We start from the raw sequence: 22,580 nt of genomic DNA, 5'->3' as shown, positions 1-22,580 counted from the left end.
GCCGGCCGAAGGCAAGTTCAGTCCCGGATCAGCGCCTTCAGCGCATCGAGTCGGTCGGCCTCGTGCGCCGGCTTGTCGCGACGGATGCGGCTGATCCGGGGAAAGCGCATGGCGACGCCAGATTTGTGGCGCTTGCTGGCATGGACCGAATCGAACGCGACCTCGAAGACCAGGCTCTTGTCGGTCTCGCGCACAGGTCCGAAGCGGTTCACGGTGTGCTGGCGGACATGGTGGTCGAGCCATTTGAGCTCTTCGTCGGTGAAACCGAAATAGGCCTTGCCGACCGGCAGCAGCTCGGCCCCCTGATCGGGATCGCCGTCCCAGCACCCGAAGGTGAAATCGGAATAGAAGCTGCTGCGCTTGCCTGACCCGCGCTGGGCGTACATCAGCACGCAGTCGATCAGCAGCGGATCGCGCTTCCACTTGTACCACAGCCCGGTCTTGCGCCCCGGCACATAGGGGCTGTCGCGATGCTTGAGCATGACGCCTTCGATTGCATCGTCGCGGGCGCGGTCGCGGATCACGGTCAGCTCGGCAAAGCTGGCCGCTTCGATCACCGCGCTCAGATCGAACCGGTCGGGATCGAGCCGCGGCACCAGCCCCTCCAGCACTGCGCGGCGCTCGCTCCATGGGCGCGGGCGGTGATCCTCACCTTCCAGCACCAGTACGTCGTAGAGCCGGACAAAGGCGGGATAGTCGGCCAGCATCGCTTTCGACACGGTCTTGCGGCCCAGTCGCTGCTGCAACGCGTTGAAACTGGCCGCCCCGCCCTGGGTCCGTTCATTGGCATCGCCGCCCTGATGGTTGCCGCGCACCAGCAGTTCGCCGTCGAGCACGGCGGGGATTGTCAGCGCCGGGGCCAGTTCCGGGAAGGTCGCGGTGATGTCATCGCCCGAACGCGAATAAACCCGCGTTTCCCCGGCGACATGGACCAGCTGGACGCGGATCCCGTCCCACTTCCATTCCGCCGCGTAGTCGGCAAGATCGAGTTCCGCAGCCTCAAGCGGGTGCGCCAGCATGAACGGGCGGAACAGCGGCAGTTCGTCGCTGCGCGGCGCGGGCGCACCGTGCGCGGCCCATTCGAACAGCGGCAGGTATGGCGGAGCCTGGCCGTGCCAGTACTCCTCGACATCGTCGACCGCGACGCCAAAGGCCTGGGCGAAGGCGGTTTTTGCCAGCCGCGCCGAAATGCCGATGCGCATCGCCCCGGTCGCGAGTTTGAGTAACGCGTAGCGACCTGAGGAATCGAGCCGCTCGAGCAGATCGGCCAGGACGCGCGGCGCGGTGGTGCGGTTGGCCGCGGACAGTGCGGCAACCACTTCGCTGACGCTCGGCGCAGGAGCCGTCGGCTTAACCGTCTCAGGCCACAGCAGGCTAGCGGTTTCCGCAGTATCGCCGACATAGTCGCGGCTGATCTGGAACAGCACCGGATCGACGCGCTCCATCAGCAGCGCCCGGATGGTCGAGGCCTTGATCGCGGGAAAGTCCAGCCCGTCGGTCAGCGCAGCCAGGGCCCAGCCGCGGTCCGGATCGGGGGTTTCACGCAGATAGCGGGCGAGCAGCGCCAGCTTGGCATTGCGCGACGGGGTATAGACTAGCGCGTCGATCAGGGCGGCAAAGCGCTCCATCAATCGTCCTCATCCTCATAACCCACCAGCGCTAGCGCGCGGGCCTTGCGCTGGTTGAGCTCGCACCAGCGCAGCAGCGCGTCTTCGCGGCCATGGGTGATCCAGGTCTCGGCCGGATTCACTTCGCTGATGGTGCGGGTCAGCTCTCCCCAGTCGGCGTGATCGGAAATGATCAGGGGCAGTTCGACGTTTTTCTGCCGGGCGCGCTGGCGCACCCGCATCCAGCCCGATGCCATGGCGGTGATCGGATCGGGCAGGCGGCGGCTCCAGCGGTCGTTGAGCGCGGAGGGCGGGCACAGCGCAATCTGGCCCTGCAATGCCGCCCTGGGCAGCCCGGCAATCGGGCGCAGATCGCCCAGCCCAACGCCCAGATCCTCGTAAAGCCGGCACATCTTCTCCAGCGCGCCATGGAGGTAGATCGGCTCGGCGTAGCCGGCCAGCCGCAGTTCGGCGATCACCCGCTGGGCCTTGCCCAGGGCATAGGCGCCGATCAGCACGCAGCGCTCCGGATTGGCCGCACGCGCGGTTAGCAGCTTGGCGATCTCCTCCTCGATCGGCGGGTGGTGGAAGATCGGCAGGCCGAAGGTCGCCTCGGTGATGAACACATCGCAGGGGATTGGCTCGAAGGGTGGGCAAGTCGGATCGCTGCGGCGCTTGTAGTCGCCGGTGACGACCACCCGCTCTCCGGCGTGCTCCAGCAGGATCTGTGCCGAACCCAGCACGTGGCCTGCCGGCTGATACGTCGCACTCACGCCGCCAGGCAGGCGGATCGTTTCGCCATAGGCCACCGGCACCGCTCCGGTCTCGGTTTGATAGCGCAATTGCATGATCGCGAGGGTCTGCGGCGTGGCGAGGGTGCGGCCATGGCCGCCGCGGGCATGATCGGCGTGGCCGTGGGTGACCAGCGCGGTATCGACGGCGCGCGCCGGATCGATCCAGCAATCGGCCGGCACCACGCGGATGCCCATCGGCTCTGCCTTGATCCAGGAAAAGGGTGCGGACACCGGGTTCTAACGAGGCACGGGGCGGCGCAGTTCCCTCATTGCGCTGCCGCTGTCTTGGCCTTGGCTTCGCTCGCGGCCTTCTCCTGCGCTTGCCACGCGGTGATGGCCGGATCGTCACGCAGGATCCGATTGGCGGGATCGAGCGTGAAGTCGGTGAGATCCTCGCCCAATGGCACACTGCCGCGCCCGCCGGTCATCGTCGCGCGGACGATGCGCTGCCCGACCCGCACCTCGACCGGCATGGGAAAGGGGGTGCCGCCCGCTGTGGTCCAGGCAAGGTCCAGCCGCTTGCCGTTGCGCGTGGCGCTCAGCCGGGGCAACGGGCCTTGCCGCAGATAGGCATCGAAGAACCAAGCCAAGTCCTTGCCGCTGGCCTTTTCCGTCTCACGCCGGAAATCGTCGCTGGTGCGGTAGACCGGCACGAAATTGCCCGGCCGCGGATCGTCGCGGCCATAGGTCACCCGGCGCAAGGTGGCGAAGAAAGCCCGGTCGCCGATCAGGCCGCGCAAGGTATGGGCAATCCAGGCCCCCTTGTAATAGATGTCGCCGCCCCAGCCGGCGTCCTTGTCGTTGTAATAGGCGCTGGATAGACGCCCCTCCGGGACCAGCGGGACCTTGGCGACGATCTTCTTGCGCATGTCCCACAGACTGACGTGATAATTGAGCGTGCCCCTAGTCTGTTCCAGATAGAGCGGCTGCATATAGCTGCCCAGCCCTTCCTGCAGCCACATGTGCTTGGGTTCGGTCTCGGCCAGCTGGTTGGCGAACCATTCGTGGGCAAATTCGTGGTGCATCAGCCAGTCGAACCCTTCCGGCGCCAGCTTGAAGTCGTTGCCATAGGCATTGATCGTCTGGTGCTCCATGCCCAGGTGCGGGGTTTCGACCAGCCCGACCTTTTCGGCGCCGGCGGGATAGGGTCCGATCGTGCGCTCGAAGAAGTCAAGAAAGCCGACCATCTGATCGACCAGCGCGGCGGCTTTCGCCCCGTTGCCGGGCAGGTGCCAGAACTGCACCGGAAAGCTGTTGCCGAAGCGGCTGCGATAGGTGCGCTCGACAGTCTCATAGGGCCCGATATTCAGCGCCAGGGCATAGGTGTTGAGATTGCGGGTCTGCCATTTCCAGGTGGTCCAGCCGGCCTCGTCGCTGCGCCCCACGAACTTGCCGTTGCCCGCCGCGACCAGCGGCGCCGGCACGGTGACTGCTGCGTCGATCACGCCGATGCGCTTTTGCGAATTGTCGATGCACGGATAGATCAGGTCGCAGCCTTCGCCCTGAACGGCAGTGGCGATCCACGGCTGGCCGCTCGGGGTCTGGCTCCACACGAACCCGCCCTGCCACGGCGGCTTGATCGCCTTGTGCGGCCTGCCGGCATAGCGAATCTCAAGCGCAATCCTGGTGCCCTTGGCCGCGGTGTCGGCCAGGTCGACCGAAAACAGGCCCTTGTCGTTGCGCCAGCGCTCGGCCGGAACCGCGGCACCGTCGACCAATACCGCGGAAATGGCGAAGCGCGGGTCAAGATCGAAGTCGAGCCGGGCTAGCGGCGCCAATGCGGTCAGGCTGTAGCGGGCGGTGCCGGCAATCGTTGTCGACGCCGGGTCAACCCGCAAGGCCAGGTCCAGCGCGTCGAGCCCGGTCGCGGCCTGGTTGACGGTCAGCGGCAGATCGCTTTCGCCGGTGCGCGTGGCAAGCGGCACATCGGCGGTTTGCGCGAGGGCAGGTCCGGTCAGGGCGCAAGTCAAGGCTGCCGCGCCAAGGGCGCGGAACGAGAGCAGTGCCCCCAGCCGCATTGCCGACACGTCAGTCGGCGCTGTCGTCGCTGGTTTCTGGGGCTGCCTTGGGCTTTTTGGCTTTGGCCTTCGCCTTGCTGGCAACGGCCTCGCTTTTGGCCTTGGCGCCGCGCGGCAACTTTGGCGGGGCCGGGGTCAGCTCGAAGGCCAGCGCCGCGTCCTTGACCGAGACGTGGACTTCGCCGCCATGGCGCAGCTTGCCGAACAGCAGTTCCTCGGCCAGCGGTTGCTTGACCTTCTCCTGGATCAGGCGGGCCATCGGCCGCGCGCCATAGAGCTTGTCATAACCGCGATCGCCCAGCCATTCGCGCGCATCGCTGTCGAACTGGATATGGACGTTCTGGTCGGCCAGCTGCAATTCCAGCTGCAGGACGAACTTGTCGACCACGCGGCTGATCGTTTCCTTGCCAAGATAGGCGAAGGGCACGATCGCATCGAGCCGGTTGCGGAATTCGGGGCTGAACATCCGTTTGACCGCTTCGTCGCCGGCGTCTTCCTTGCTGACATCGCCAAAGCCGATACCCTGGCGCGCCATGTCGCTGGCCCCGGCATTCGTGGTCATGATCAGCACGACATTGCGGAAATCGACGGTTTTGCCGTGGTGGTCGGTCAGGCGGCCGTTGTCCATCACCTGCAGCAGGATGTTGAACAGGTCGGGGTGGGCCTTCTCGATTTCGTCGAGCAGCAGGACGCAGTGCGGCTGCTGGTCGACGGCATCGGTCAGCAGGCCGCCCTGATCGTAGCCGACATAGCCCGGAGGCGCGCCGATCAGGCGGCTGACCGAATGGCGTTCCATGTATTCGGACATGTCGAAACGCTGGATCGGGATGCCCAGGATATCGGCGAGCTGTTTGGCCACTTCGGTCTTGCCGACCCCGGTCGGACCGGAGAAGAGGAACGAGCCGATCGGCTTTTCCATATCGCGCAAGCCGGCGCGGCTGAGCTTCATTGCCGAAGACAGCACCTCGATTGCCTGGTCCTGGCCGAAGACGACGCGCTTGAGATCGCGCTGGAGGTGCTCAAGCGCGGTGCGGTCGTCGCTCGACACCGACTTGGGCGGGATCCGCGCCATGGTCGCGATCACCGCCTCGATCTCGCGCCCGGTGATGGTCTTCTTGCGCTTGCTCGGCGGGACCAGCATCTGCATCGCCCCGACCTCGTCGATCACGTCGATCGCCTTGTCGGGCAGCTTGCGGTCGTTGATGTAGCGCGCCGACAGCTCGACCGCGGTCTTGATCGCCTCGGGGGTGTACTTGACCTTGTGGTGCTCCTCGAAGGCGGTGCGCAGGCCCTTGAGGATCTTGATCGTGTCCTCGACCGTGGGTTCGTTGACGTCGATCTTCTGGAAGCGGCGCAGCAGCGCGCGGTCCTTTTCGAAGTGGTTGCGGAATTCCTTGTAGGTGGTCGAACCGATGCAGCGGATCGTCCCGCCGCTGAGCGCCGGCTTGAGCAGGTTGGATGCATCCATCGCCCCGCCGCTGGTCGCCCCGGCGCCGATCACGGTGTGGATTTCGTCGATGAACAGCACCGCGTGGGGCATCTTCTCAAGCTCGTTGACGACCTGCTTGAGGCGTTCCTCGAAATCGCCGCGATAGCGAGTGCCGGCAAGCAGCGCGCCCATGTCGAGCGAGTAGATCACCGCTTCGGCCAGCACTTCGGGCACGTCGCCTTCGACGATCTTGCGCGCCAGGCCCTCGGCAATGGCGGTCTTGCCGACGCCGGGATCGCCGACATAGAGCGGGTTGTTCTTCGAGCGGCGGCAGAGGATCTGGATCGTCCGGTCAACCTCGGGTCCGCGTCCGATCAGCGGATCGATCTTGCCGCCCAGCGCCTTCTCGTTGAGATTGACGGTGAACTGGTCGAGCGCGGAATCCTTCTTGCCGTCCTTGGCCGCGGCCTTTTCTTCCTGGGCCGGGGTTTCTTCGGCCGAACCCTTGGGCGTGCGGTCCTCGATCCGCTTGCCACCCTTGCCGATTCCGTGGCTGATGAAGCTGACCGCGTCGAGCCGGCTCATGTCCTGCTGCTGGAGGAAATAGACCGCATAGCTGTCGCGTTCGGAAAACAGCGCGACCAGCACGTTGGCGCCGGTCACGGTGTCCTTGCCCGAGGACTGGACGTGGAGGATCGCGCGCTGGATTACCCGCTGGAAGCCCGCGGTCGGGGCGGGATCGCCCTTTTCCTGGGTCTTGAGCGACTGATATTCCTGGTCGAGGTATTGTTTTACCACCTCGCCCAGTTCGCTCAGATCGACCCCGCAGGCCTGCATCACCTGGGCTGCGTCCGGATCGTCGATCAGGGCAAGCAGCAGATGCTCCAGCGTGGCATATTCGTGGCTGCGGTCCGACGCATTGGCAAGCGCGGAATGCAGGGTCTTCTCGAGGCTTTGCGCGAAACTGGGCATCTATCGGTCTCTTTCGAGGGGAATGGTGGCTCCGGTTGGTAAGGTTCGGCTTGCCGGAGAATATGAACGGACTTGGTTAACCAAATCTATATGGGAAGCGGCCGCCAGCGCGAAAAGGGCCGGGCGCGATTCCATCAGTCGGATCGCGGCCGGAACAGGGCGTCGGCGGCCGTGCGGTGCGCCGCCACCTTGTCGCGGTGGGCGCGGACCCGGACGATCTCCGCCTCAAGCAATTCGATCCGCGCAGCCAGCTCGTCCTGCGAATAGGGGTCGAGCAATTCCTTCGCCAGCAGATCGGCGGCATCGCCTTTTGCGCGGGGCAGGTCGTCTTCCATCCGGGGGCAGAATCGGAGCAGTTGTCCTTGCTGTCAACACGTCACGGCGATAGGGGCGCGCAGGAGTGACGAAACGGCAACAGCGCCGGTCACGGGGGGCAGGCATGACGGGACAACTTCCTGAGACCATGACGGCAATCGGCTTCCACGCGCCTGGCGCGCCCGAGGTGCTGCGGGGCGAAACCGTGGCCATGCCGCAGCCCGGCGAAGGCCAGGTGCTGATCCGGGTCGCCTATGCCGGGGTCAACCGCCCCGACGTGATCCAGCGCATGGGCTTCTATCCGCCCCCGCCGGGTGCCTCGCCGATCCCCGGACTTGAAGTGTCCGGTACGATCGTGGCGCGCGGACCGGGGGTCGATTCGGCCATGGACGGCCAGCAGGTCTGCGCCCTCGTCGCCGGCGGAGGCTATGCCGAATACTGCCTGGCCGAAGCGGCGGTGTGCCTGCCGGTGCCCGAAGGCCTCTCGCTGGCCGAAGCTGCGGCGCTACCGGAAACGCTGTTCACCGTGTGGCATAACGTGTTCGAACGCGGCTATGTCGGCGATGGCGAGACCATCCTGGTCCATGGCGGGACCAGCGGGATCGGTTCGATGGCGATCATGCTCGGCAAGCTGTTCGGGGTGAAGGTCATCGTCACCTGCGGCGGGGCGGACAAGTGCGCCGCGGCGCTGGAGATCGGCGCGGCCCACGCGATCGACTACAAGGCGCAGGATTTCGTCGCCGAAGTTCAGCGTCTGACCGACGGCAAGGGCGTGGCCATGGTGCTCGACATGGTCGCCGGGGACTATGTGGCGCGCAATCTGCAATGCCTGGCCGACGATGGCCGCCACGTGACCATCGCCGTCCAGGGTGGGCTGCAGGCAACTATCAACATGGCTGAGGTCATGCGCCGCCGTTTGATGCTGACCGGATCGACCCTGCGGCCGCGCTCCAACACGTTCAAGGCATTGCTCGCGCAGGAGATCGCCGGGAACGCCTGGCCCTTCGTCGAATCGGGCCAACTGCGCCCGGTGATGGACCGCACTTTCCCGCTGGCCGAGGCCGCCGCGGCCCACACCCGGATGGAAGCGGGCGACCATATCGGAAAGATCGTGCTGCAGGCGGGCTAGGGCGGTTTCAATTCTTGCCCTTTGCAGCGAATCCGCCTAGATCACCTGGCGAACGGCCGCTCCGCAAGGGGCGGCCCTATCTATTTCTGACGGAGAATCCCCGTGACCCAGCCCACCCCGCTGATGCCGCATGCGACCGCCTCGTGGCTGGTCGACAACACTGCGCTGTCGTTCGAACAGATCGCCGAGTTCTGCGGCCTGCACATCCTTGAAGTCCAGGCCATGGCCGATGATCTGGCCAGCAGCAAGTATACCGGGCGCGATCCGGTCCGCTCGGGCGAGCTGACCATGGCCGAAATCGAAAAGGGCCAGGCCGACGCGACCTATTCGCTCAAGATGCAGAAGGCTCCGGTGACGGTGAACCGCACCAAGGGACCGCGCTATACCCCGGTGTCGAAGCGCCAGGACAAGCCCGACGGCATCGCCTGGATCCTGCGCGCGCACCCCGAAATCAGCGATGCCCAGATCGGCAAGCTGATCGGCACGACCCGCAACACGATTGCCGCGATCCGCGACCGCAGCCATTGGAACATTGCCAATATCCAGCCCAAGGATCCGGTTACCCTGGGTCTGTGCAGCCAGCGCGAGCTGGATGCGATCGTCGCGAAGGCGGCGAAGAAGGCCGGGCTTGACGATCAGGCCGGCGACGACGCGCGCCTTGGCGATGACCGTGCCAGCCTGATCGAGGAACTGCGCGCCGAACGCGACGCCCAGACCAAGGCTGCTGCCGAGGCCGCGCAGGAAGCCGAAGCCGCTGCCTGGCTTGAAGCCAAGCGGGCTGCTGAAGCCGCTGGCGAGGAATAACCGCCGCTGCGCCCATGCCAGAGCTTGCCCTGCCCCGGTGGGTGGGGCTAAGCTTTTTACATGGATGTAAATAACGTCGTCCCCGAACCCTGGCGCAACGCCTATGCGCACCCCTGTGCGTGGGACAGCCACTACGCACCGCTGTCGCTGCCCGATTTCTTCGGCCAGGCGGCGCGCGATCATGGCGATCGGCCTTTGGTCGAGTTCCTGGGGCGCAGCTACAGTTATGCACAGCTGCACCGCGATGCCTGTGCCTTTGCCGCGGGCTTGCAGGCGCTGGGGATCGTCAAGGGCGACCGCGTCGGGCTCTATCTGCCCAACGTGCCCATCTATGTCGCGGCCTATTACGGGGCGATGATCGCCGGCGCAGTCGCGGTCAATTTCAGTCCGCTCTACACCGCTCCCGAACTGGAAGCGCAGGTTGCCGATTCGGGAACCCGGGTACTGGTGACGATCGATTCCGCGGCCCTGCTGCCGACGGCGCTCCGCGTGCTGGAGGGATCCGCACTGGAGCATTTGGTGGTTGGCTCGCTGGCCGCCATGCTGCCTTGGACCAAGGCGCTGGCGCTGCGGGTAGCCGGACGCAAGGCGCTGACCCGGATTCCGGTTCAGGGCGATGTCCACCGCTGGGCCGACGTGCTGAGCGAAGCCGCGCCGGCGACTGTCGTGATCGACGCGGAAGAGGATCTGGCCCTGCTGCAATATACCGGCGGAACCACCGGCACGCCCAAAGGTGCAATGCTGACGCACCAGAACCTGTCAGCCAATGCCCGCCAGGTCCAGGCGATCGATCCGCACAAGGGCGAACGCGATGTGATCCTGGGGGTTCTGCCGCTGTTTCACGTTTTCGCCAATGTCTGCGTGCTCAACCGCACCGTCGCCAACGGCGGCTGCATTGCCATGCTGCCGCGTTTCGAGGCTGGCCAGGCGCTCAAGACGCTGGCACGAGTCAAGGCGACGGCAATGCCCGGCGTGCCGACGATGTATCAGGCACTGCTCGATCATCCGCATATCGCCCGGACCGATTTTTCGTCGCTTCGGGTGTGCATTTCGGGCGGGGCACCGCTGCCTGCCCCGGTCAAGCAGGGCTTTGAAGCGGCGACGGGCGCGCGGCTGGTCGAAGGCTATGGGCTGACCGAAACTTCGGGCGTGGTTTCGACCAATCCCTACGAAGGGGAAAACCGCGTCGGGACAATCGGTCAGCCGCTCCCGGCGACGCGGATCCGCCTGCTCGACAAGGAGGATCCTTCCTTGGACGCGCCGTCTGGTGAGTCGGGTGAGCTGGCGATCCAGGGGCCGCAGGTGATGCGCGGCTACTGGCGCCGGCCCGAAGCGGCAGCAGCGGCTTTTGCCGAACGGTCCGACGGCCGCTGGCTGCGCACCGGGGATGTCGCAACGCTGGATGCCCAGGGCTATCTGCAGATCGTCGACCGGATCAAGGACATGATCGCAGTTGGCGGATTCAAGGTTTTCCCCAGCCAGGTCGAGGCCGTGATCGAGCACCATCCCGCGGTAAAGGAAGTGCTGGTGATCGGCGTGCCCGATACCTACCGCGGCGAAAGCCCGCGGGCCTATGTCACGCTGAAGGAAGGCTGCACCGATAGCGGCGAGAGCCTGCGCGACTGGCTCAATTCTCGGCTGGGCAAGCACGAGCGGGTCGATCAGGTGGTCGTGCGTGAAAGCCTGCCCAAGACGATGATCGGCAAGCTCGACCGCAAGGCTCTGCGCGCCGAGGTCTTGTAATCCTCTCCCGGTGGGAAAAGTATCAGCTCGCCGCGAGGCTGACCACGGTGCTGTCTTCGCCAGCCGCGCGGGGGGCGAAACGGCCGTCGACTTGTGCGCCCTGTTCGATCGTCAGCGAATCGTAATGGACGTCGCCGTGGATTCGGGCAGACTTCAGGATCACCAGATCGCGCGCGCTGATGGTGCCGCGCACCGTGCCTGAAAGGCGGGCCGTCTCGGCCTTGACCGCGCCCTGGATCTCGCTGCCTTCACCCTGGACCAGCGCGGTGCAGGTGACATCGCCCTGGACGTGCCCGTCGATGTGCAGGTCGGCCGAAGCGTGAACATCGCCGGTAATGCGGATGTCCGAACCGAAGACGGAGAAGGTTGAACTGGCCATTGTCTTACCTTGCGGTCTGGGCGCCGACGGCGACGCGGGTTTCTTCGAAAACATGGGGCGCTGCCTCCAGAAAGGGACGCGGATTGACCGGACGATCGCCGATACGGACTTCGAAATGCAGATGCGGCCCGGTCGAACGGCCAGTGCTGCCGATCAGCCCGATGACTTCGCCTGGACCGACCGCCTTGCCGACCACGGTGCGAAATGCCGACATGTGGGCATAGCGCGTGATCAGGCCATTGCCGTGATCGATCTCGACGCAGTTGCCATAGCCGCTGCGCTGCCCGGCAAAGCTGACCGTCCCGCGCGCTGCAGCATAGATCGGCGCGCCGATCGGGCCGCGGAAATCAAGGCCAGGGTGAAACGCGCCGGCGCCGGTAAAGGGATCGGCGCGGAAGCCGAATCCGGACGAGATATATTCAAGGCTGGCCGGCAGGACCTGCGGCAGGCCGCGGACCGAACGCTCCAGCGCGTCCATCCGCGCCAGGCTCAGCCCGAGCCGCTGGAATCGCGGATCGAGCGAGCCGTCGATCGAGGTGGCAAGCTTGATCAGCGGACCACCCTGGGCGGTGCGATCATCTGCTGAAGCCAGCATTGCGCGGGGGTTGAGACCCAGCGCGGCAAGGCGCTGTTCGGCGCTGGCGGCGCGGCGATCGGCCAGGCGGGTCAGCGCCTCGACAAAGGCCAGCTGCCGCGCCTCGAGACGGGCGAGGCCGGCCGCTTCGGGCAGGGTCAGCGAGACCTTCTTGACCGTATCGGCGGCAGCGGCACTGCTGTTGGAAACGGTTTCGCCGGCCTGGGCATCCTTGGGCAGGTCGCCCAGGTGCGCCTGAACCAGCTGTTCGATGTAGTCCTGACGCTTGGTCAGGTCCTGCTGGACCTTGTCGACATTGCCGCGATAGGCGTTGACCCGGCTTTCCGAACTGGCGACCTTGGCTTCGCGATCGAGCAGCGCCAACCGGTCACGGGTCGACAGGATTCCGGAAATCGCCATGGCGGCCATGGTCACCAGCCACACCGCCAGCAAGGCAGCGGCGGTGCCGGCAGCGATCATCTGCAAGCGCGCGGAAATCTTGATGAAACGGACCTGGCCCTGCGATCGCATGAAAAACTCGCGATCCGGAAACCAGCTCCGCAAGCGGTCCTTAAATCCGCCAACGGCCAATTTTTGCAAGACGACCCCGAGTCCCTTTTTCTCTACCCGGCGGGCGGCTAGCAGGTGGGATTGGCCGTGGCGAATCCGCAATGAGCTTGCGGCGTTGAGTCGACGGACTCGCGCGACGAGTCGTTTGCGATGCTGACATCAGGGTCAATTGCGGCACTGCAGTAGAGCGCGAATGCGCATCCGATGCGCGAGCACCGTGACAAGCCCGCAGCCCGGTGATAGGCCGATTTCCGCCATGAATGCAGAACCCCGGACCCAGACCGAATCGCCAGATGTGCTGATTTCCCGGCTAGCCCACGCCGGGCGCGCGGCGCAGCGCGCACTCGCCCTGCTCGATTCGGCGGCAAAGTCCCGCGCCCTCCATGCCGCCGCGGCCAGCCTGCGCGCGGCCGAGGCAGAGGTGCTGGCGGCCAACGCCCGCGATGTCGCGGCTGGCCAGGCCAACGGACTTAGCGGGGCGATGCTGGACCGCCTGCGGCTCGATCCGGCGCGCCTCGCCGGCATTGCCGACGCGGTCGATCAGGTCGCCGACCTTCCCGATCCGGTTGGCGCGGTGCTTGGCACCGACACCCGCCCCAACGGCCTCGTCATGTCGCGGGTGCGGATACCGATCGGGCTGATCGGGATCATTTATGAAAGCCGCCCCAACGTTACTGCCGACGCGGCAGCGCTGTGCTTTCGTTCGGGCAATGCCGCGCTGCTGCGTGGGGGCAGCGAGGCGGTCCACTCCAACCGGGCAATCCACGCGGCGCTGATAGCGGGCTTGACCAGCACCGGTGCGCCGACCGATGCGATCCAGCTGGTGCCGACCCAGGACCGCGCCGCGGTTGGTGCCATGCTGACCGCTGCGGGGCTGATCGACATGATCGTCCCGCGCGGGGGCAAGAGCCTGGTCGCGCGGGTCCAGGCCGATGCGAGGGTGCCGGTGCTCGCCCACCTGGATGGGATCTGCCACACCTACATCCACGCCGCAGCCGATCCGGCCAAGGCTGCGGCGATCGCGCTCAATGCCAAGATGCGCCGCACCGGGATCTGCGGATCGATGGAGACGCTGCTGCTCGATGCCCAGTTCCCGGCCAGCCAGGCGGTGGTCGCGGGCCTGCTCGATGCCTGCTGCGAACTGCGCGGCGATGCCCGGGCCTGCGCGCTCGACGCCCGCATCCTGCCGGCCGCCGCGAACGACTGGGATACCGAGTATCTCGACGCTATCCTCTCGGTCGCAGTGGTCGACGGGCTCGATGCCGCGCTGGCGCACATCGCGCGGCATTCCTCGCATCACACCGATGCCATCGTCAGCGAAGATGTCGCCTCGGCGGAACGGTTCCTGGCCGAAGTCGACAGCGCGATCGTCATGCACAACGCCAGCACGCAATTTGCCGACGGCGGCGAGTTCGGGCTGGGGGCGGAGATCGGCATTGCTACCGGAAGGCTCCACGCACGCGGTCCGGTCGCGCTGGAAGGCCTCACGACCTACAAGTGGCTGGTCCGCGGCGACGGGCAGACGCGGCCCTGAAAACCGTCGGGCTTCTTGGCGGCAGTTTCAATCCCGCGCACGGCGGGCATCGCCGGATCAGCCTTTTCGCGATGTCGGCTCTCGGCCTCGACGAAGTCTGGTGGCTGGTCTCGCCCGGCAATCCGCTCAAGCCCAAGGTCGGCATGGCACCGCTCGCCGCGCGGCTGGCCTCGGCGCAGCAACAGGCGCGGCGAACCCGGATCGTTCCCACGGCGATCGAACGAGAGCTGGGCACGGTCTATACGATCGATACCCTGCGGGCGCTGACCCGGCGTTACCCCAAGGTCCGCTTCGTCTGGCTGATGGGCAGCGACAATCTCGCCCAATTGCACCATTGGCGCGACTGGCGCGGCCTCGCCCGGACCATGCCGATTGCGGTTATCGCCCGTCCGGGCTATGATGGTACTGCAGCCGCGAGCCCCGCGGCGGCCTGGCTCGGCCGTTACCGGCGGTCTTCGGCCAGTCTCAAGCACCGGGCAGGATGGAGCGCACCCGCGCTGATACTATTGCGATTCGATCCCGATCCGCGCTCGGCGACAGCTATCCGCCGTGCCGATCCGCACTGGGCCGACCGGCTGGCCGGTAAGCGCCTGAGGGACCGTTTGACGCACCATCCCGTCGAACCCGACATCGCATGACCAGCTTGCGCTGCCCGAACAGAGGAGCCGTTTCCGCTTAAATGACGCCTGATTCCGCCAATTTGGCCCCAACCTCGTCGGCACCCGCCGGCGATACCGCCGCAACCGGCGCACCCGCCCCGCTCCCCGCGTCCGAGCCAGGTTCGCTGCACGCCCTCGTGCTGCAGTCGCTCGATGACGATCAGGCAACCGAGCTGGTCTCGATCCCGCTCGAAGGCAAAAGCTCGATTGCCGATCACATGGTCATCGCCTCGGGGCGTTCGACCAGGCAAGTTGCGGCCATGGCGCAGAAGCTGGCCGAGCGAATCAAGCACGGCGGCTTCGGCCATGCCCGGATCGAAGGCCTGCCGGCCGCCGACTGGGTGTTGATCGATGCCGGAGACGTCGTCGTCCACATTTTCCGCCCCGAAGTGCGCAGCTTCTACAACCTTGAACGGATGTGGGCATTCGGGGACAGCGTCGGCGCAGCCTGACCTCGGGTCTGACCAGTGTCGATGCAGCTTCACGTGATTGCCCGCGGCAAGATCGGGCGTTCGCCCGAAGCCGAGCTGGTCGATCGCTATCTGAAGCGCATTGCCTGGCCAGTGAAAATTACCGAACTGCCCGACACAGGCGGTGCCATTCCCGATGCGCCGGCGCAGTCGCGCACCGTTCTGCTGGATGAGCGCGGCCGCCAGATGTCGTCGGAAGACTTCGCTGCGCTGCTTGGCAAATGGCGCGATGACGGGGTGCGGGAGACGCGCTTCCTGATCGGCGCCGCCGACGGGCACGGCGATGCCGCGCGGCAATCGGCTGACCTGCTGCTCGGCTTCGGGGCGATGACCTGGCCGCATATGCTGGCCCGGGCCATGCTGGCCGAACAATTGTGGCGCGCGACCAGCATTCTGGCTGGCCATCCCTATCATCGTTCGGGATAAGGGCGGCGATGGTGCTGCGCCCGCTTCCCCTGCTGCTTGCGCTTGCCGCGCTGCCTGTGCTGGTCGCGCTCGGCGGCCTGGGCGCGCAGGACATTCTGGCGCCCGCTACGCCTGAGGATGCCGCCAGGGCGCTGGCCGCGGCGCAGGCCCAGCAGGCCGAAGCCGGGCAGCGCGCCCAGCGGCTTGAAGTGGCGGCCAAATCCGCCGTGGCCGAGGCCGATCGCACCGCGCAGGAAAGTGCCGCGCTGGCCGCGCGGATCCAGCAGGCCGAAGCGACGATTGCCGCCAACCAGGCGCAGATCGCTGTCGTTTCCGGTCAGCGCGCCGCCTTGCGCGCGACGCTGGCCCAGCACCAGCAACCGCTCGTCCGGCTGACTGCCGCGTTGCAGCGCCTGTCCCGCCGCCCTCCGATCCTGTCGCTGCTGCGCCCGGGATCGCTGCGCGATACCGTCTATATGCGCGCGGTCCTGCAGACCATGCTGCCCGAGGTCGAACGGCGCACGATCGGGCTGCGCAGCGAGATCGCCAAGGCCCGCACGCTGGAAGAGCGCGCCCGTCAGGCCAATGCCGACCTGCGCGCCAGCGAGGCGGATTTTGCCCAGCGCCGCCAGGCCCTGGCCGTGCTCGAAACGCGGCAGCGGCTGGCCTCGCGCGAAGCCAGCGGCGTCGCCGACCGCGAGGCCGAGCGGGCGCTGGCGCTGGCCGAGCAGGCCCGCGACCTGGGCGGACTGGTCGGCGAGCTGGCCAAGCAAGGCGCGGCGCGTGCCGAACTCGCGGCGTTGCCCGGGCCGGTGCTCCGCCCGCCGCAGCCCGCCAACGCGATCGTCGCGGATGCGCCGCCATCCGCGCCATCCGCCGCACCGGCGCTTGCCGGCTATCAGCTGCCAGTGGCCGGACGGATCGTCCAGGGGTTCGGCGAAAGTGCGCCTGGCCGCCCCCGTTCGCGCGGGATTTCGCTGGCGACCAATCCACTGGCCCAGGCGGTCGCGCCAGCAGCAGGTCGCGTGGCCTTCGCCGGGCCTTACGAAGGTTACGGCCTGATCGTGATCATCGAACACGATGGCGGCTGGACCAGCGTGATCACGGGCCTCGCCAATCTCGACACCCGCGTTGGCCAGAAACTGGTCGCCGGATCGCCGCTGGGTATTGCCGGGCCGGGCCGCCCGGTGGTGTCGGTGGAACTGCGCAAAGGGGATGAAGCGGTAAATCCCCTCGAAATCGGATCGCGCTAGGGCTATCTGGCGTTAAGGCTTGCGCGGTTATGGTGCCGCGAATGTTTCGTGAAAGGCCGCCACAATGAAGTTCGCCCCCCTGCTTCGGGCCAGTCTGCTGGTCAGCGCCGTCGCCCTGATCCCGGCCACCACTGCCGGTCTGGCCGCGGTTGATGCTCGCGCCGGGCCGCAGTTCGGGCGGCTGCTGTCGGTCTATCAGCTGGTCAAATCGCAATATGTCGAGCAGGTCGACGACGACAAATTGGTCAACGGCGCGATCGACGGGATGCTGGCGGCGCTCGATCCGCATTCGACCTATCTCGAAGGCGCGACGCTGACCCGCCTGACGACGATGATCGATGGCAATTATTCGGGGCTGGGCCTGTCGGTCGAGATGGACGACGGCGCGGTTCACGTGGTCTCGCCGATGCGCGGCAGTCCGGCCGAAGCCGCCGGGGTCAAGGCCGGGGACTATATCACCCACCTCGACGGCAAGCTGATCTATGGCGGCGATCTTGACGATGCCGTGGCGCAGATGCGCGGCGAGGCAGGCAGCAAGATCCGTCTGACGATCTTCCGCGCCGGGCGCGACCAGCCGTTCGACCTGACGGTCACGCGCGGGGTGATCAGCCTTGAGCCTGTCACGTCGAAGCTGGAAAAGGATGTCGGCGTGATCAGCGTCAACGAATTTTCGCGCGATGTCGGGGTCAACGTCAACAAGGCGATCGCCGATCTCAAGCGGCAGAGCGGCGGCAAGCTCAGCGGGCTGGTGCTCGACTTGCGCTCGAACCCGGGCGGGGCGCTGGACGAGGCGGTGGCCCTGTCCGACCTGTTCCTGACCAAGGGCGATATCGTTTCGCAGCGCGGCCGCAATGCCCAGGATAACGAATTCTACAAGGCCGAATCGGTGTTCCCCGGCGATGCCGCCATGGGATTGCCGCTGATCGTGCTGATCGATGCCGGCTCGGCCTCGGCCTCGGAAATCGTCGCCGGGGCGCTGCAGGACCAGCACCGTGCGGTGATCATGGGTGAGCGCAGCTTTGGCAAGGGCAGCGTCCAATCGCTGTTCGAACTCGACAAGGAGCACGCGGTCAAGCTGACCACTGCGCGCTATTTCACCCCGTCGGGCCGCTCGGTCCAGGAAGGCGGGGTCGAACCCGACATCCGCGTGCCGCAGCTGTCCGATCCCGACGCCCAGCGCCGTAACCAGATGGCGATGCGCGAAAGCGACCTGCGCCGCCACCTGGTCAACGAGGTGTCGATCGACGACAAGAAGCTTGAGGCTGATCGCCAAACCGATCCGCGCTTCAAGATGACAGCGGACGAGGTCAAGGCCAAGGGCATCAAGGACTTCCAGCTGTACTACGCGATGGAAACGCTGCGCCGCACCGGCGGCGTCGCGCTTGCGGCCAAGGGGAAATAGGCAATGCCAAGCGGGGCAAAGGCGTTCTCTCTGGCGCGGCTGCTGGCCTTCGGGGTTCCGGCGGCCTTGCTGATCGCGGTCTATGTCGGCCAGTACGGCTTCGATCTCTATCCGTGTGAAATGTGCTGGTGGCAGCGCTATCCGCACTTCGTTGCAGTCGTGCTGGGCGCGCTGGCCTTCGCGCTGCGCGGGCAGGCACGGTTGCTGATCGGGTTGGCGGCGCTGGCGATGCTGGTTTCAGGCGGGATCGGCGCGATGCACGCCGGGGTCGAATACGGCTGGTGGGAAGGCTTTACCACCTGCACCGCCAATGCCGTTGACGGTGCCGCCGATCCACTGAAGGCAATTCTGGCGGCACCAATCGTTCGCTGCGATCAGGTTCAGTGGTCGCTGCTGGGGATCAGCCTGGCAGGCTACAACTTCCTGGTATCGACCGGTACCGCGCTGCTGATTTTCGTCCTGCTGCGCCGCGCGAAGGGAGCCTGAGTCATGGACCGCAAAGCCTCGGAACGCATGCTGCGGGTCGACCAGGCGGGCGAATACGGCGCGACCCGGATCTATGCCGGGCAGCTGGCGGTGATGGGCGACCGCGCGCCGCATTCGGCGATGATCCAGCACATGGCCGAACAGGAAGCCGGACACCGCGCCAAGTTTGACGCGCTGATTGCCGAGCGGCGGGTGCGGCCGACCGTGCTCCAGCCGTTCTGGAACGTCGCCGGCTTTGCGCTTGGCGCGGCGACTGCGCTGATCTCGCCCGAAGCGGCGATGGCCTGCACCGCCGCGGTCGAGGAAGAGATCGACCGGCACTATACCCAGCAGCTGGACGAACTGGACGGAAGCGATCCCGAACTGGGTGCGCTGATCGAGGAATTCCGCGCCGATGAGCGCGAGCATCGCGATACGGCGCTGGCCGCCGGGGCGGAGCGGGCCCCGGCCTATCCGTTACTTTCGGGCGCCATTCGCCTGGGCTGCCGCGCCGCGATCAAACTGGCCGAGCGGATTTGATCGCGCGCAACGAAACCCGCGCTTCATCTGTTATTCACAGCACAAGGCCCCTATAACGGGGCATTAGCGCCGCGCTAAGGAGTTTGACCGTGATCCGTTCCAGCCTGACCGGGCTTGTTGCCCTGGCCGCACTTTCGACTTTCGCCGCACCCGCCGCTGCGCAGGAAGCGGCCGAGCCCAAGGTCAACCAGCTGATCGTCTACGGCGATGACAAGTGCCCCGAATCGCAAGGCGACGAAATCGTCGTCTGCGCCCGCAAGGCGGAGAGCGAGCGCTATCGCATCCCCTCGATCCTGCGCGAATCAACCTCGCCCCAGAACGAAGCCTGGACCAACAAGGTGCTGGCTTATGAAACCGTTGGGAGGGGTGGAATTCAAAGCTGCTCACCGGTCGGACCGGGCGGCTGGACAGGGTGCAGCAGCAAGCTGATCCGCGATGCCTATGCCGAAAAGGCAACCGGCAAGGACGTCAGGATGGCCGAACTGATCAACGCCGAACGCGCCAAGCGCCTCTCGACAATCGATGCCGACGCCGCCGAAACGCAGAAGCGGGTCGAAGCGGCCGAGAAGGAATATCTTGCCCGGCAGCAAGCACTTGAAAACGCCGAAGATGCCAGCAAGCCGCCGCTACCTCAACCAGCCCCGGCAAAAAAGCCCTAACCCAGCGCGATATCCGGCGCGTCTTCCTGCTTCATGCCGACGGTGTGATAGCCTGCATCGACATGGTGGTTCTCGCCGGTGACGCCTGAGGCGAGGTCGGACAGCAGATAGACTGCCGCACCGCCGACATCGCCGATGGTCACGTTGCGGCGTAGCGGCGCGTTGTATTCGTTCCACTTCAGGATGTAGCGGAAATCGCCGATCCCGCTGGCGGCCAGGGTCTTGATCGGCCCGGCGGAGATCGAGTTGACCCGAATCCCGGCGGGGCCGAAATCGTTGGCGAGATACTTGACGCTGGTTTCGAGCGCGGCCTTGGCCACCCCCATCACGTTGTAATGCGGCACGACCTTTTCCGCGCCGTAATACGACAGCGTCAGCATCGCCCCGCCGCCGGTCCCGGTTTCGGGATCGTAGGCCGGCATCATTGCCGCGGCGCGGCGGGCGACTGCGGTAAAGCTGTAGACCGAGATGTTCATGGTCAGCAGGAAATCGTCGAGGCCGATGTTGGCGTAATGTCCGCGCAGCGCTTCCTTGTTGGTATAGCCAATCGCGTGGACCACGAAATCGATCGTCGGCCAGCGCGCGGCCAGCACGGCGAAGGCCTTGTCGAGTTCGTCCTCGGTCGAAACGTCGCAATCGATCAGGAAATCGCAGCCAAGCTGTTCGGCCAGGGGACGGACGCGCTTTTCCATCACTTCGCCCTGATAGGAAATCGCCAGTTCGGCGCCCTGCTCCTTCAGCTTCTGGGCGATGCCCCAGGCCAGCGACTTGTCGTTGGCCAGCCCCATGATCAGGCCACGCTTGCCGTGCATCAGTCCATTCATGCCTACCTCGTCTGTCATTCTCAGCGGCTCAGACCGGCGCGCTGGCGGTTGTCTTCCTGACCGATCGCATCGCGTTCTTCCGGGCTTTCCGTAAGGGCGGCGTTGAGTTCGGCACCGACGACCATCCCTAAGCCGACCAGCCAGAAAAAGAAAAGCGCGATCATCACCCCGGCCAGGCTGCCATAGGTCAGGTCGTAAGTGAAAAAGCGCTGAAGTACCTGCGGCAAGGCGGTGCTGACCGCCATCCACCAGGCCGTCACCAGCAGCGCGCCCGGCCATTTCGGATAGGCGCGGCCGCGATAGACGCTGGGCGTCAGGGTCAGGAACAGCAGATACAGCGACAGGTAGATGACCAGCGCCGGGATCAGCCGCGAGGTCGTCAGGGTCAGAATCCAGTCGCTGGCGCGCGGAAACCACGCTCCGATCACTTCCTGCGCCGCGCCGATCGCGACCTGCGCGAGCAGCGCGAACAGCATGGCCACCACGGCGACCACGATCACCCCGGTCGAGGCCAGGCGATAGCGCCAGAAGGCATGCATCTGACGGGTGCCATAGGCGCGCCGCAGGATGTCGCGGATCGTCTCGATCAGGCTGCCCACGGTCCACAGCCCGACCGCGCCGCCGATCCACAGCAGCCAGCCGGTGCGCGCCGCGACGACATCCTTGGCGACCGGTTCGAGCGCATGGGCGACCACCGGCGGCAGACCCATGAGGAAGGCGTGGACCGAGGCTTCGCGTTGGGCCTGTTCGCCGAACAGCGAAAACCCCGCCGCCACGGTGATAAAGAACGGGAACAGCGCCAGGATCGCCATGTAGGCCAGGTTGCCGGCGTGGATGAAGCCATCGTGATAGGCCCCGGTCCAGACCCGATTGAACACCTGGAAAAACCGCGTGTCCCAGAACTTGCCGTGCGGCCCGACGTGTTCGTCGAGCGTTTCCTGCAGGCCGGCGCGCAGCCGCAGCGCCCGCTTGCGCCGTGCCTCGGGCGACAGGTCGGGCGGGGTCAGCGGCGGTAGATTCCCTTCGTCGAGCGGCCGCTCTTCCATGCCGCGCGCTCAGACGCCCAGCCGGGCGCGCAGATTGCGTGGATCGCGCCAGCCCTCAAGCCGGCGGGCAAGGTCCTGATCCTGTTCGGGTAGCTGCACTTCCAGCGTGACCAGCTGGTCGCCGCGGCTGCCGTCCTTGCGGGTAAAGCCCTTGCCGCCCAGCCGCAGGGTCTTGCCCGAGCTCGATCCGGGAGCAACCGTCAGCATGACGACGCCCTCGGCCGTGGGGACCTTGACCTTGGCCCCGTGGACCGCCTCGTCGAGGCTGATCGGCAGGTCGAGCCGCAGGTTGTCGCCTTCGCGGCGGAAAAAGGGATGCGGCTGCAGGTGAATCGTCACCAGGGCATCGCCGGCGCCGCCCGGACCGGGTTCGCCCTTGCCCGACAGGCGCATCTGGGTGCCGTCCTCGACCCCGGCGGGCAGCTTGAGGTCGATGGTCTTGCCGTCAGCCAGGGTGATCCGCTGGGTATGGAGCAGCACGGCATCGGGCAGCGATACGCCCAGCTTGTACTGGATCGAGGCGCCTTTGGGTGCGGTGCGCCCGCGCGCGCCGGGCTGGGCACCGCCGAAGCCTGCGCCCCCCATGCCGCCGCGTCCGCCAAACAGCCCGTCGAAGATGTCGCCGATATCGATCCCTTCGCCGGTGAACCCTTCGAAGCCATCGGCGCGAAAGCCGCGCTGCGCACCGCCGCCAAAGCCGCCGCCCCCGGCACCGCCGCCATAGCCGAAACCCATCGGGTTGCCGTCACTGTCGATCTCGCCGCGATCGAAACGCGCCCGCTTGTCCTTGTCCGACAGCAGATCATAGGCGCCGGTCACCTCGGCAAAGCGCTCGGCGGCCTTGGGATTGTCGGCGTTGCGATCGGGGTGAAGTTCCTTCGCCAGCTTGCGATAGGCGGACTTGATGTCCTTCTCGCTCGCGCTGCGGGCTACGCCAAGGATCGAATAGGGATCGGCCATGACCGTTAGCTAGGTGCCCGCGCCGCTTC

Annotated in this window: 22 protein-coding genes; 12 read left to right on the top strand and 10 right to left on the bottom strand. The window is 66.2% G+C overall.

What is annotated here, in order from left to right; translation table 11 throughout:
- Positions 1-17 precede the first annotated feature (17 nt).
- From ACFFF7_RS10165 to ACFFF7_RS10145, 5 genes are all read right to left on the bottom strand, one after another.
- Positions 18-1,628, bottom strand: a complete 1,611-nt coding sequence (locus ACFFF7_RS10165; protein ID WP_379481239.1) for a cisplatin damage response ATP-dependent DNA ligase — start codon at positions 1,626-1,628, stop codon at positions 18-20.
- Positions 1,628-2,632, bottom strand: a complete 1,005-nt coding sequence (locus ACFFF7_RS10160) for a ligase-associated DNA damage response exonuclease (RefSeq protein WP_379481238.1) — start codon at positions 2,630-2,632, stop codon at positions 1,628-1,630. Before ACFFF7_RS10160 ends, ACFFF7_RS10165 begins: the two co-directional genes overlap by 1 nt.
- A 35-nt stretch (positions 2,633-2,667) precedes the next feature.
- Complete coding sequence (locus tag ACFFF7_RS10155) at positions 2,668-4,419, bottom strand: M1 family metallopeptidase (protein WP_379481237.1); 1,752 nt, start codon at positions 4,417-4,419, stop codon at positions 2,668-2,670.
- 10 nt (positions 4,420-4,429) lie between these two features.
- Positions 4,430-6,820 (bottom strand): ATP-dependent Clp protease ATP-binding subunit ClpA, encoded by a 2,391-nt coding sequence (gene clpA, locus ACFFF7_RS10150; RefSeq protein WP_379481236.1) that lies wholly within the window; start codon positions 6,818-6,820, stop codon positions 4,430-4,432.
- Between the two features lie 134 nt (positions 6,821-6,954).
- Positions 6,955-7,155 carry a DUF1192 domain-containing protein gene (locus tag ACFFF7_RS10145; protein WP_379481235.1) on the bottom strand — a complete coding sequence of 67 codons (201 nt, stop codon included), beginning with the start codon at positions 7,153-7,155 and terminating at the stop codon, positions 6,955-6,957.
- 104 nt (positions 7,156-7,259) lie between these two features.
- On the opposite strand from ACFFF7_RS10145, the gene ACFFF7_RS10140 reads away from it, so the two are divergent.
- The 3 genes from ACFFF7_RS10140 (at position 7,260) to ACFFF7_RS10130 (ending at position 10,811) form a co-directional block, all read left to right on the top strand.
- On the top strand, positions 7,260-8,264 hold the full coding sequence (locus tag ACFFF7_RS10140; protein WP_379481234.1) for an NAD(P)H-quinone oxidoreductase: 1,005 nt from the start codon (positions 7,260-7,262) through the stop codon (positions 8,262-8,264).
- A gap of 102 nt (positions 8,265-8,366) precedes the next feature.
- Entirely contained in the window at positions 8,367-9,068 is a 702-nt protein-coding gene (locus tag ACFFF7_RS10135; protein WP_379481233.1) for a DUF1013 domain-containing protein, read from the top strand.
- 60 nt (positions 9,069-9,128) lie between these two features.
- A complete protein-coding gene (locus ACFFF7_RS10130) occupies positions 9,129-10,811 on the top strand; it encodes a long-chain-fatty-acid--CoA ligase (protein WP_379481232.1) in 1,683 nt (560 codons plus the stop codon).
- A 22-nt stretch (positions 10,812-10,833) separates the two neighbouring features.
- Here the strand turns inward: ACFFF7_RS10130 and ACFFF7_RS10125 are convergent, their stop codons facing one another.
- Positions 10,834-11,190, bottom strand: coding sequence for a bactofilin family protein (locus tag ACFFF7_RS10125; protein WP_379481231.1), 357 nt, complete (start codon positions 11,188-11,190; stop codon positions 10,834-10,836).
- 4 nt (positions 11,191-11,194) lie between these two features.
- Positions 11,195-12,295 carry a M23 family metallopeptidase gene (locus ACFFF7_RS10120; protein ID WP_379481230.1) on the bottom strand — a complete coding sequence of 367 codons (1,101 nt, stop codon included), beginning with the start codon at positions 12,293-12,295 and terminating at the stop codon, positions 11,195-11,197.
- A 295-nt stretch (positions 12,296-12,590) separates the two neighbouring features.
- Here ACFFF7_RS10120 and ACFFF7_RS10115 point away from each other — a divergent pair, with 295 nt between their 5' ends.
- From ACFFF7_RS10115 to ACFFF7_RS10075, 9 genes are all read left to right on the top strand, one after another.
- Complete coding sequence (locus ACFFF7_RS10115; protein ID WP_379481229.1) at positions 12,591-13,868, top strand: glutamate-5-semialdehyde dehydrogenase; 1,278 nt, start codon at positions 12,591-12,593, stop codon at positions 13,866-13,868.
- The gene (locus tag ACFFF7_RS10110; protein ID WP_379481228.1) at positions 13,832-14,506 is read left to right on the top strand and encodes a nicotinate-nucleotide adenylyltransferase; all 675 of its coding nucleotides are present in this window, start codon (positions 13,832-13,834) and stop codon (positions 14,504-14,506) included. Before ACFFF7_RS10115 ends, ACFFF7_RS10110 begins: the two co-directional genes overlap by 37 nt.
- Positions 14,507-14,547: 41 nt before the next feature.
- Positions 14,548-14,979, top strand: a complete 432-nt coding sequence (rsfS, locus tag ACFFF7_RS10105) for a ribosome silencing factor (protein ID WP_379481227.1) — start codon at positions 14,548-14,550, stop codon at positions 14,977-14,979.
- A gap of 21 nt (positions 14,980-15,000) precedes the next feature.
- Complete coding sequence (locus ACFFF7_RS10100) at positions 15,001-15,423, top strand: 23S rRNA (pseudouridine(1915)-N(3))-methyltransferase RlmH (RefSeq protein WP_379481845.1); 423 nt, start codon at positions 15,001-15,003, stop codon at positions 15,421-15,423.
- 8 nt (positions 15,424-15,431) lie between these two features.
- Entirely contained in the window at positions 15,432-16,655 is a 1,224-nt protein-coding gene (locus ACFFF7_RS10095) for a murein hydrolase activator EnvC family protein (protein WP_379481226.1), read from the top strand.
- A 64-nt stretch (positions 16,656-16,719) separates the two neighbouring features.
- A complete protein-coding gene (locus tag ACFFF7_RS10090; RefSeq protein ID WP_379481225.1) occupies positions 16,720-18,057 on the top strand; it encodes a S41 family peptidase in 1,338 nt (445 codons plus the stop codon).
- Between the two features lie 3 nt (positions 18,058-18,060).
- The gene (locus ACFFF7_RS10085) at positions 18,061-18,543 is read left to right on the top strand and encodes a disulfide bond formation protein B (RefSeq protein ID WP_379481224.1); all 483 of its coding nucleotides are present in this window, start codon (positions 18,061-18,063) and stop codon (positions 18,541-18,543) included.
- A 3-nt stretch (positions 18,544-18,546) separates the two neighbouring features.
- The gene (locus ACFFF7_RS10080; RefSeq protein ID WP_379481223.1) at positions 18,547-19,062 is read left to right on the top strand and encodes a demethoxyubiquinone hydroxylase family protein; all 516 of its coding nucleotides are present in this window, start codon (positions 18,547-18,549) and stop codon (positions 19,060-19,062) included.
- A gap of 89 nt (positions 19,063-19,151) precedes the next feature.
- Complete coding sequence (locus ACFFF7_RS10075; RefSeq protein WP_379481222.1) at positions 19,152-19,721, top strand: hypothetical protein; 570 nt, start codon at positions 19,152-19,154, stop codon at positions 19,719-19,721.
- Here the strand turns inward: ACFFF7_RS10075 and ACFFF7_RS10070 are convergent.
- The 3 genes from ACFFF7_RS10070 to ACFFF7_RS10060 are packed head-to-tail and all read right to left on the bottom strand — an operon-like array spanning position 19,718 to position 22,551.
- The gene (locus ACFFF7_RS10070) at positions 19,718-20,545 is read right to left on the bottom strand and encodes an SDR family oxidoreductase (protein WP_379481844.1); all 828 of its coding nucleotides are present in this window, start codon (positions 20,543-20,545) and stop codon (positions 19,718-19,720) included. The genes ACFFF7_RS10075 and ACFFF7_RS10070 overlap by 4 nt on opposite strands.
- Positions 20,546-20,565: 20 nt before the next feature.
- Positions 20,566-21,591, bottom strand: a complete 1,026-nt coding sequence (locus ACFFF7_RS10065) for a YihY/virulence factor BrkB family protein (protein WP_379481221.1) — start codon at positions 21,589-21,591, stop codon at positions 20,566-20,568.
- Positions 21,592-21,600: 9 nt separating this feature from the next.
- Positions 21,601-22,551 carry a DnaJ C-terminal domain-containing protein gene (locus ACFFF7_RS10060; protein WP_379481220.1) on the bottom strand — a complete coding sequence of 317 codons (951 nt, stop codon included), beginning with the start codon at positions 22,549-22,551 and terminating at the stop codon, positions 21,601-21,603.
- Positions 22,552-22,580 lie beyond the last annotated feature (29 nt).

The sequence above is a fragment of the Novosphingobium aquiterrae genome (genome assembly GCF_042434435.1).
GTDB classification, from domain to species: Bacteria; Pseudomonadota; Alphaproteobacteria; order Sphingomonadales; family Sphingomonadaceae; genus Novosphingobium; species Novosphingobium aquiterrae.
The sequence above is the reverse complement of the archived record's forward strand: the minus strand, read 5'-3'. Positions and strand labels throughout refer to the sequence as shown.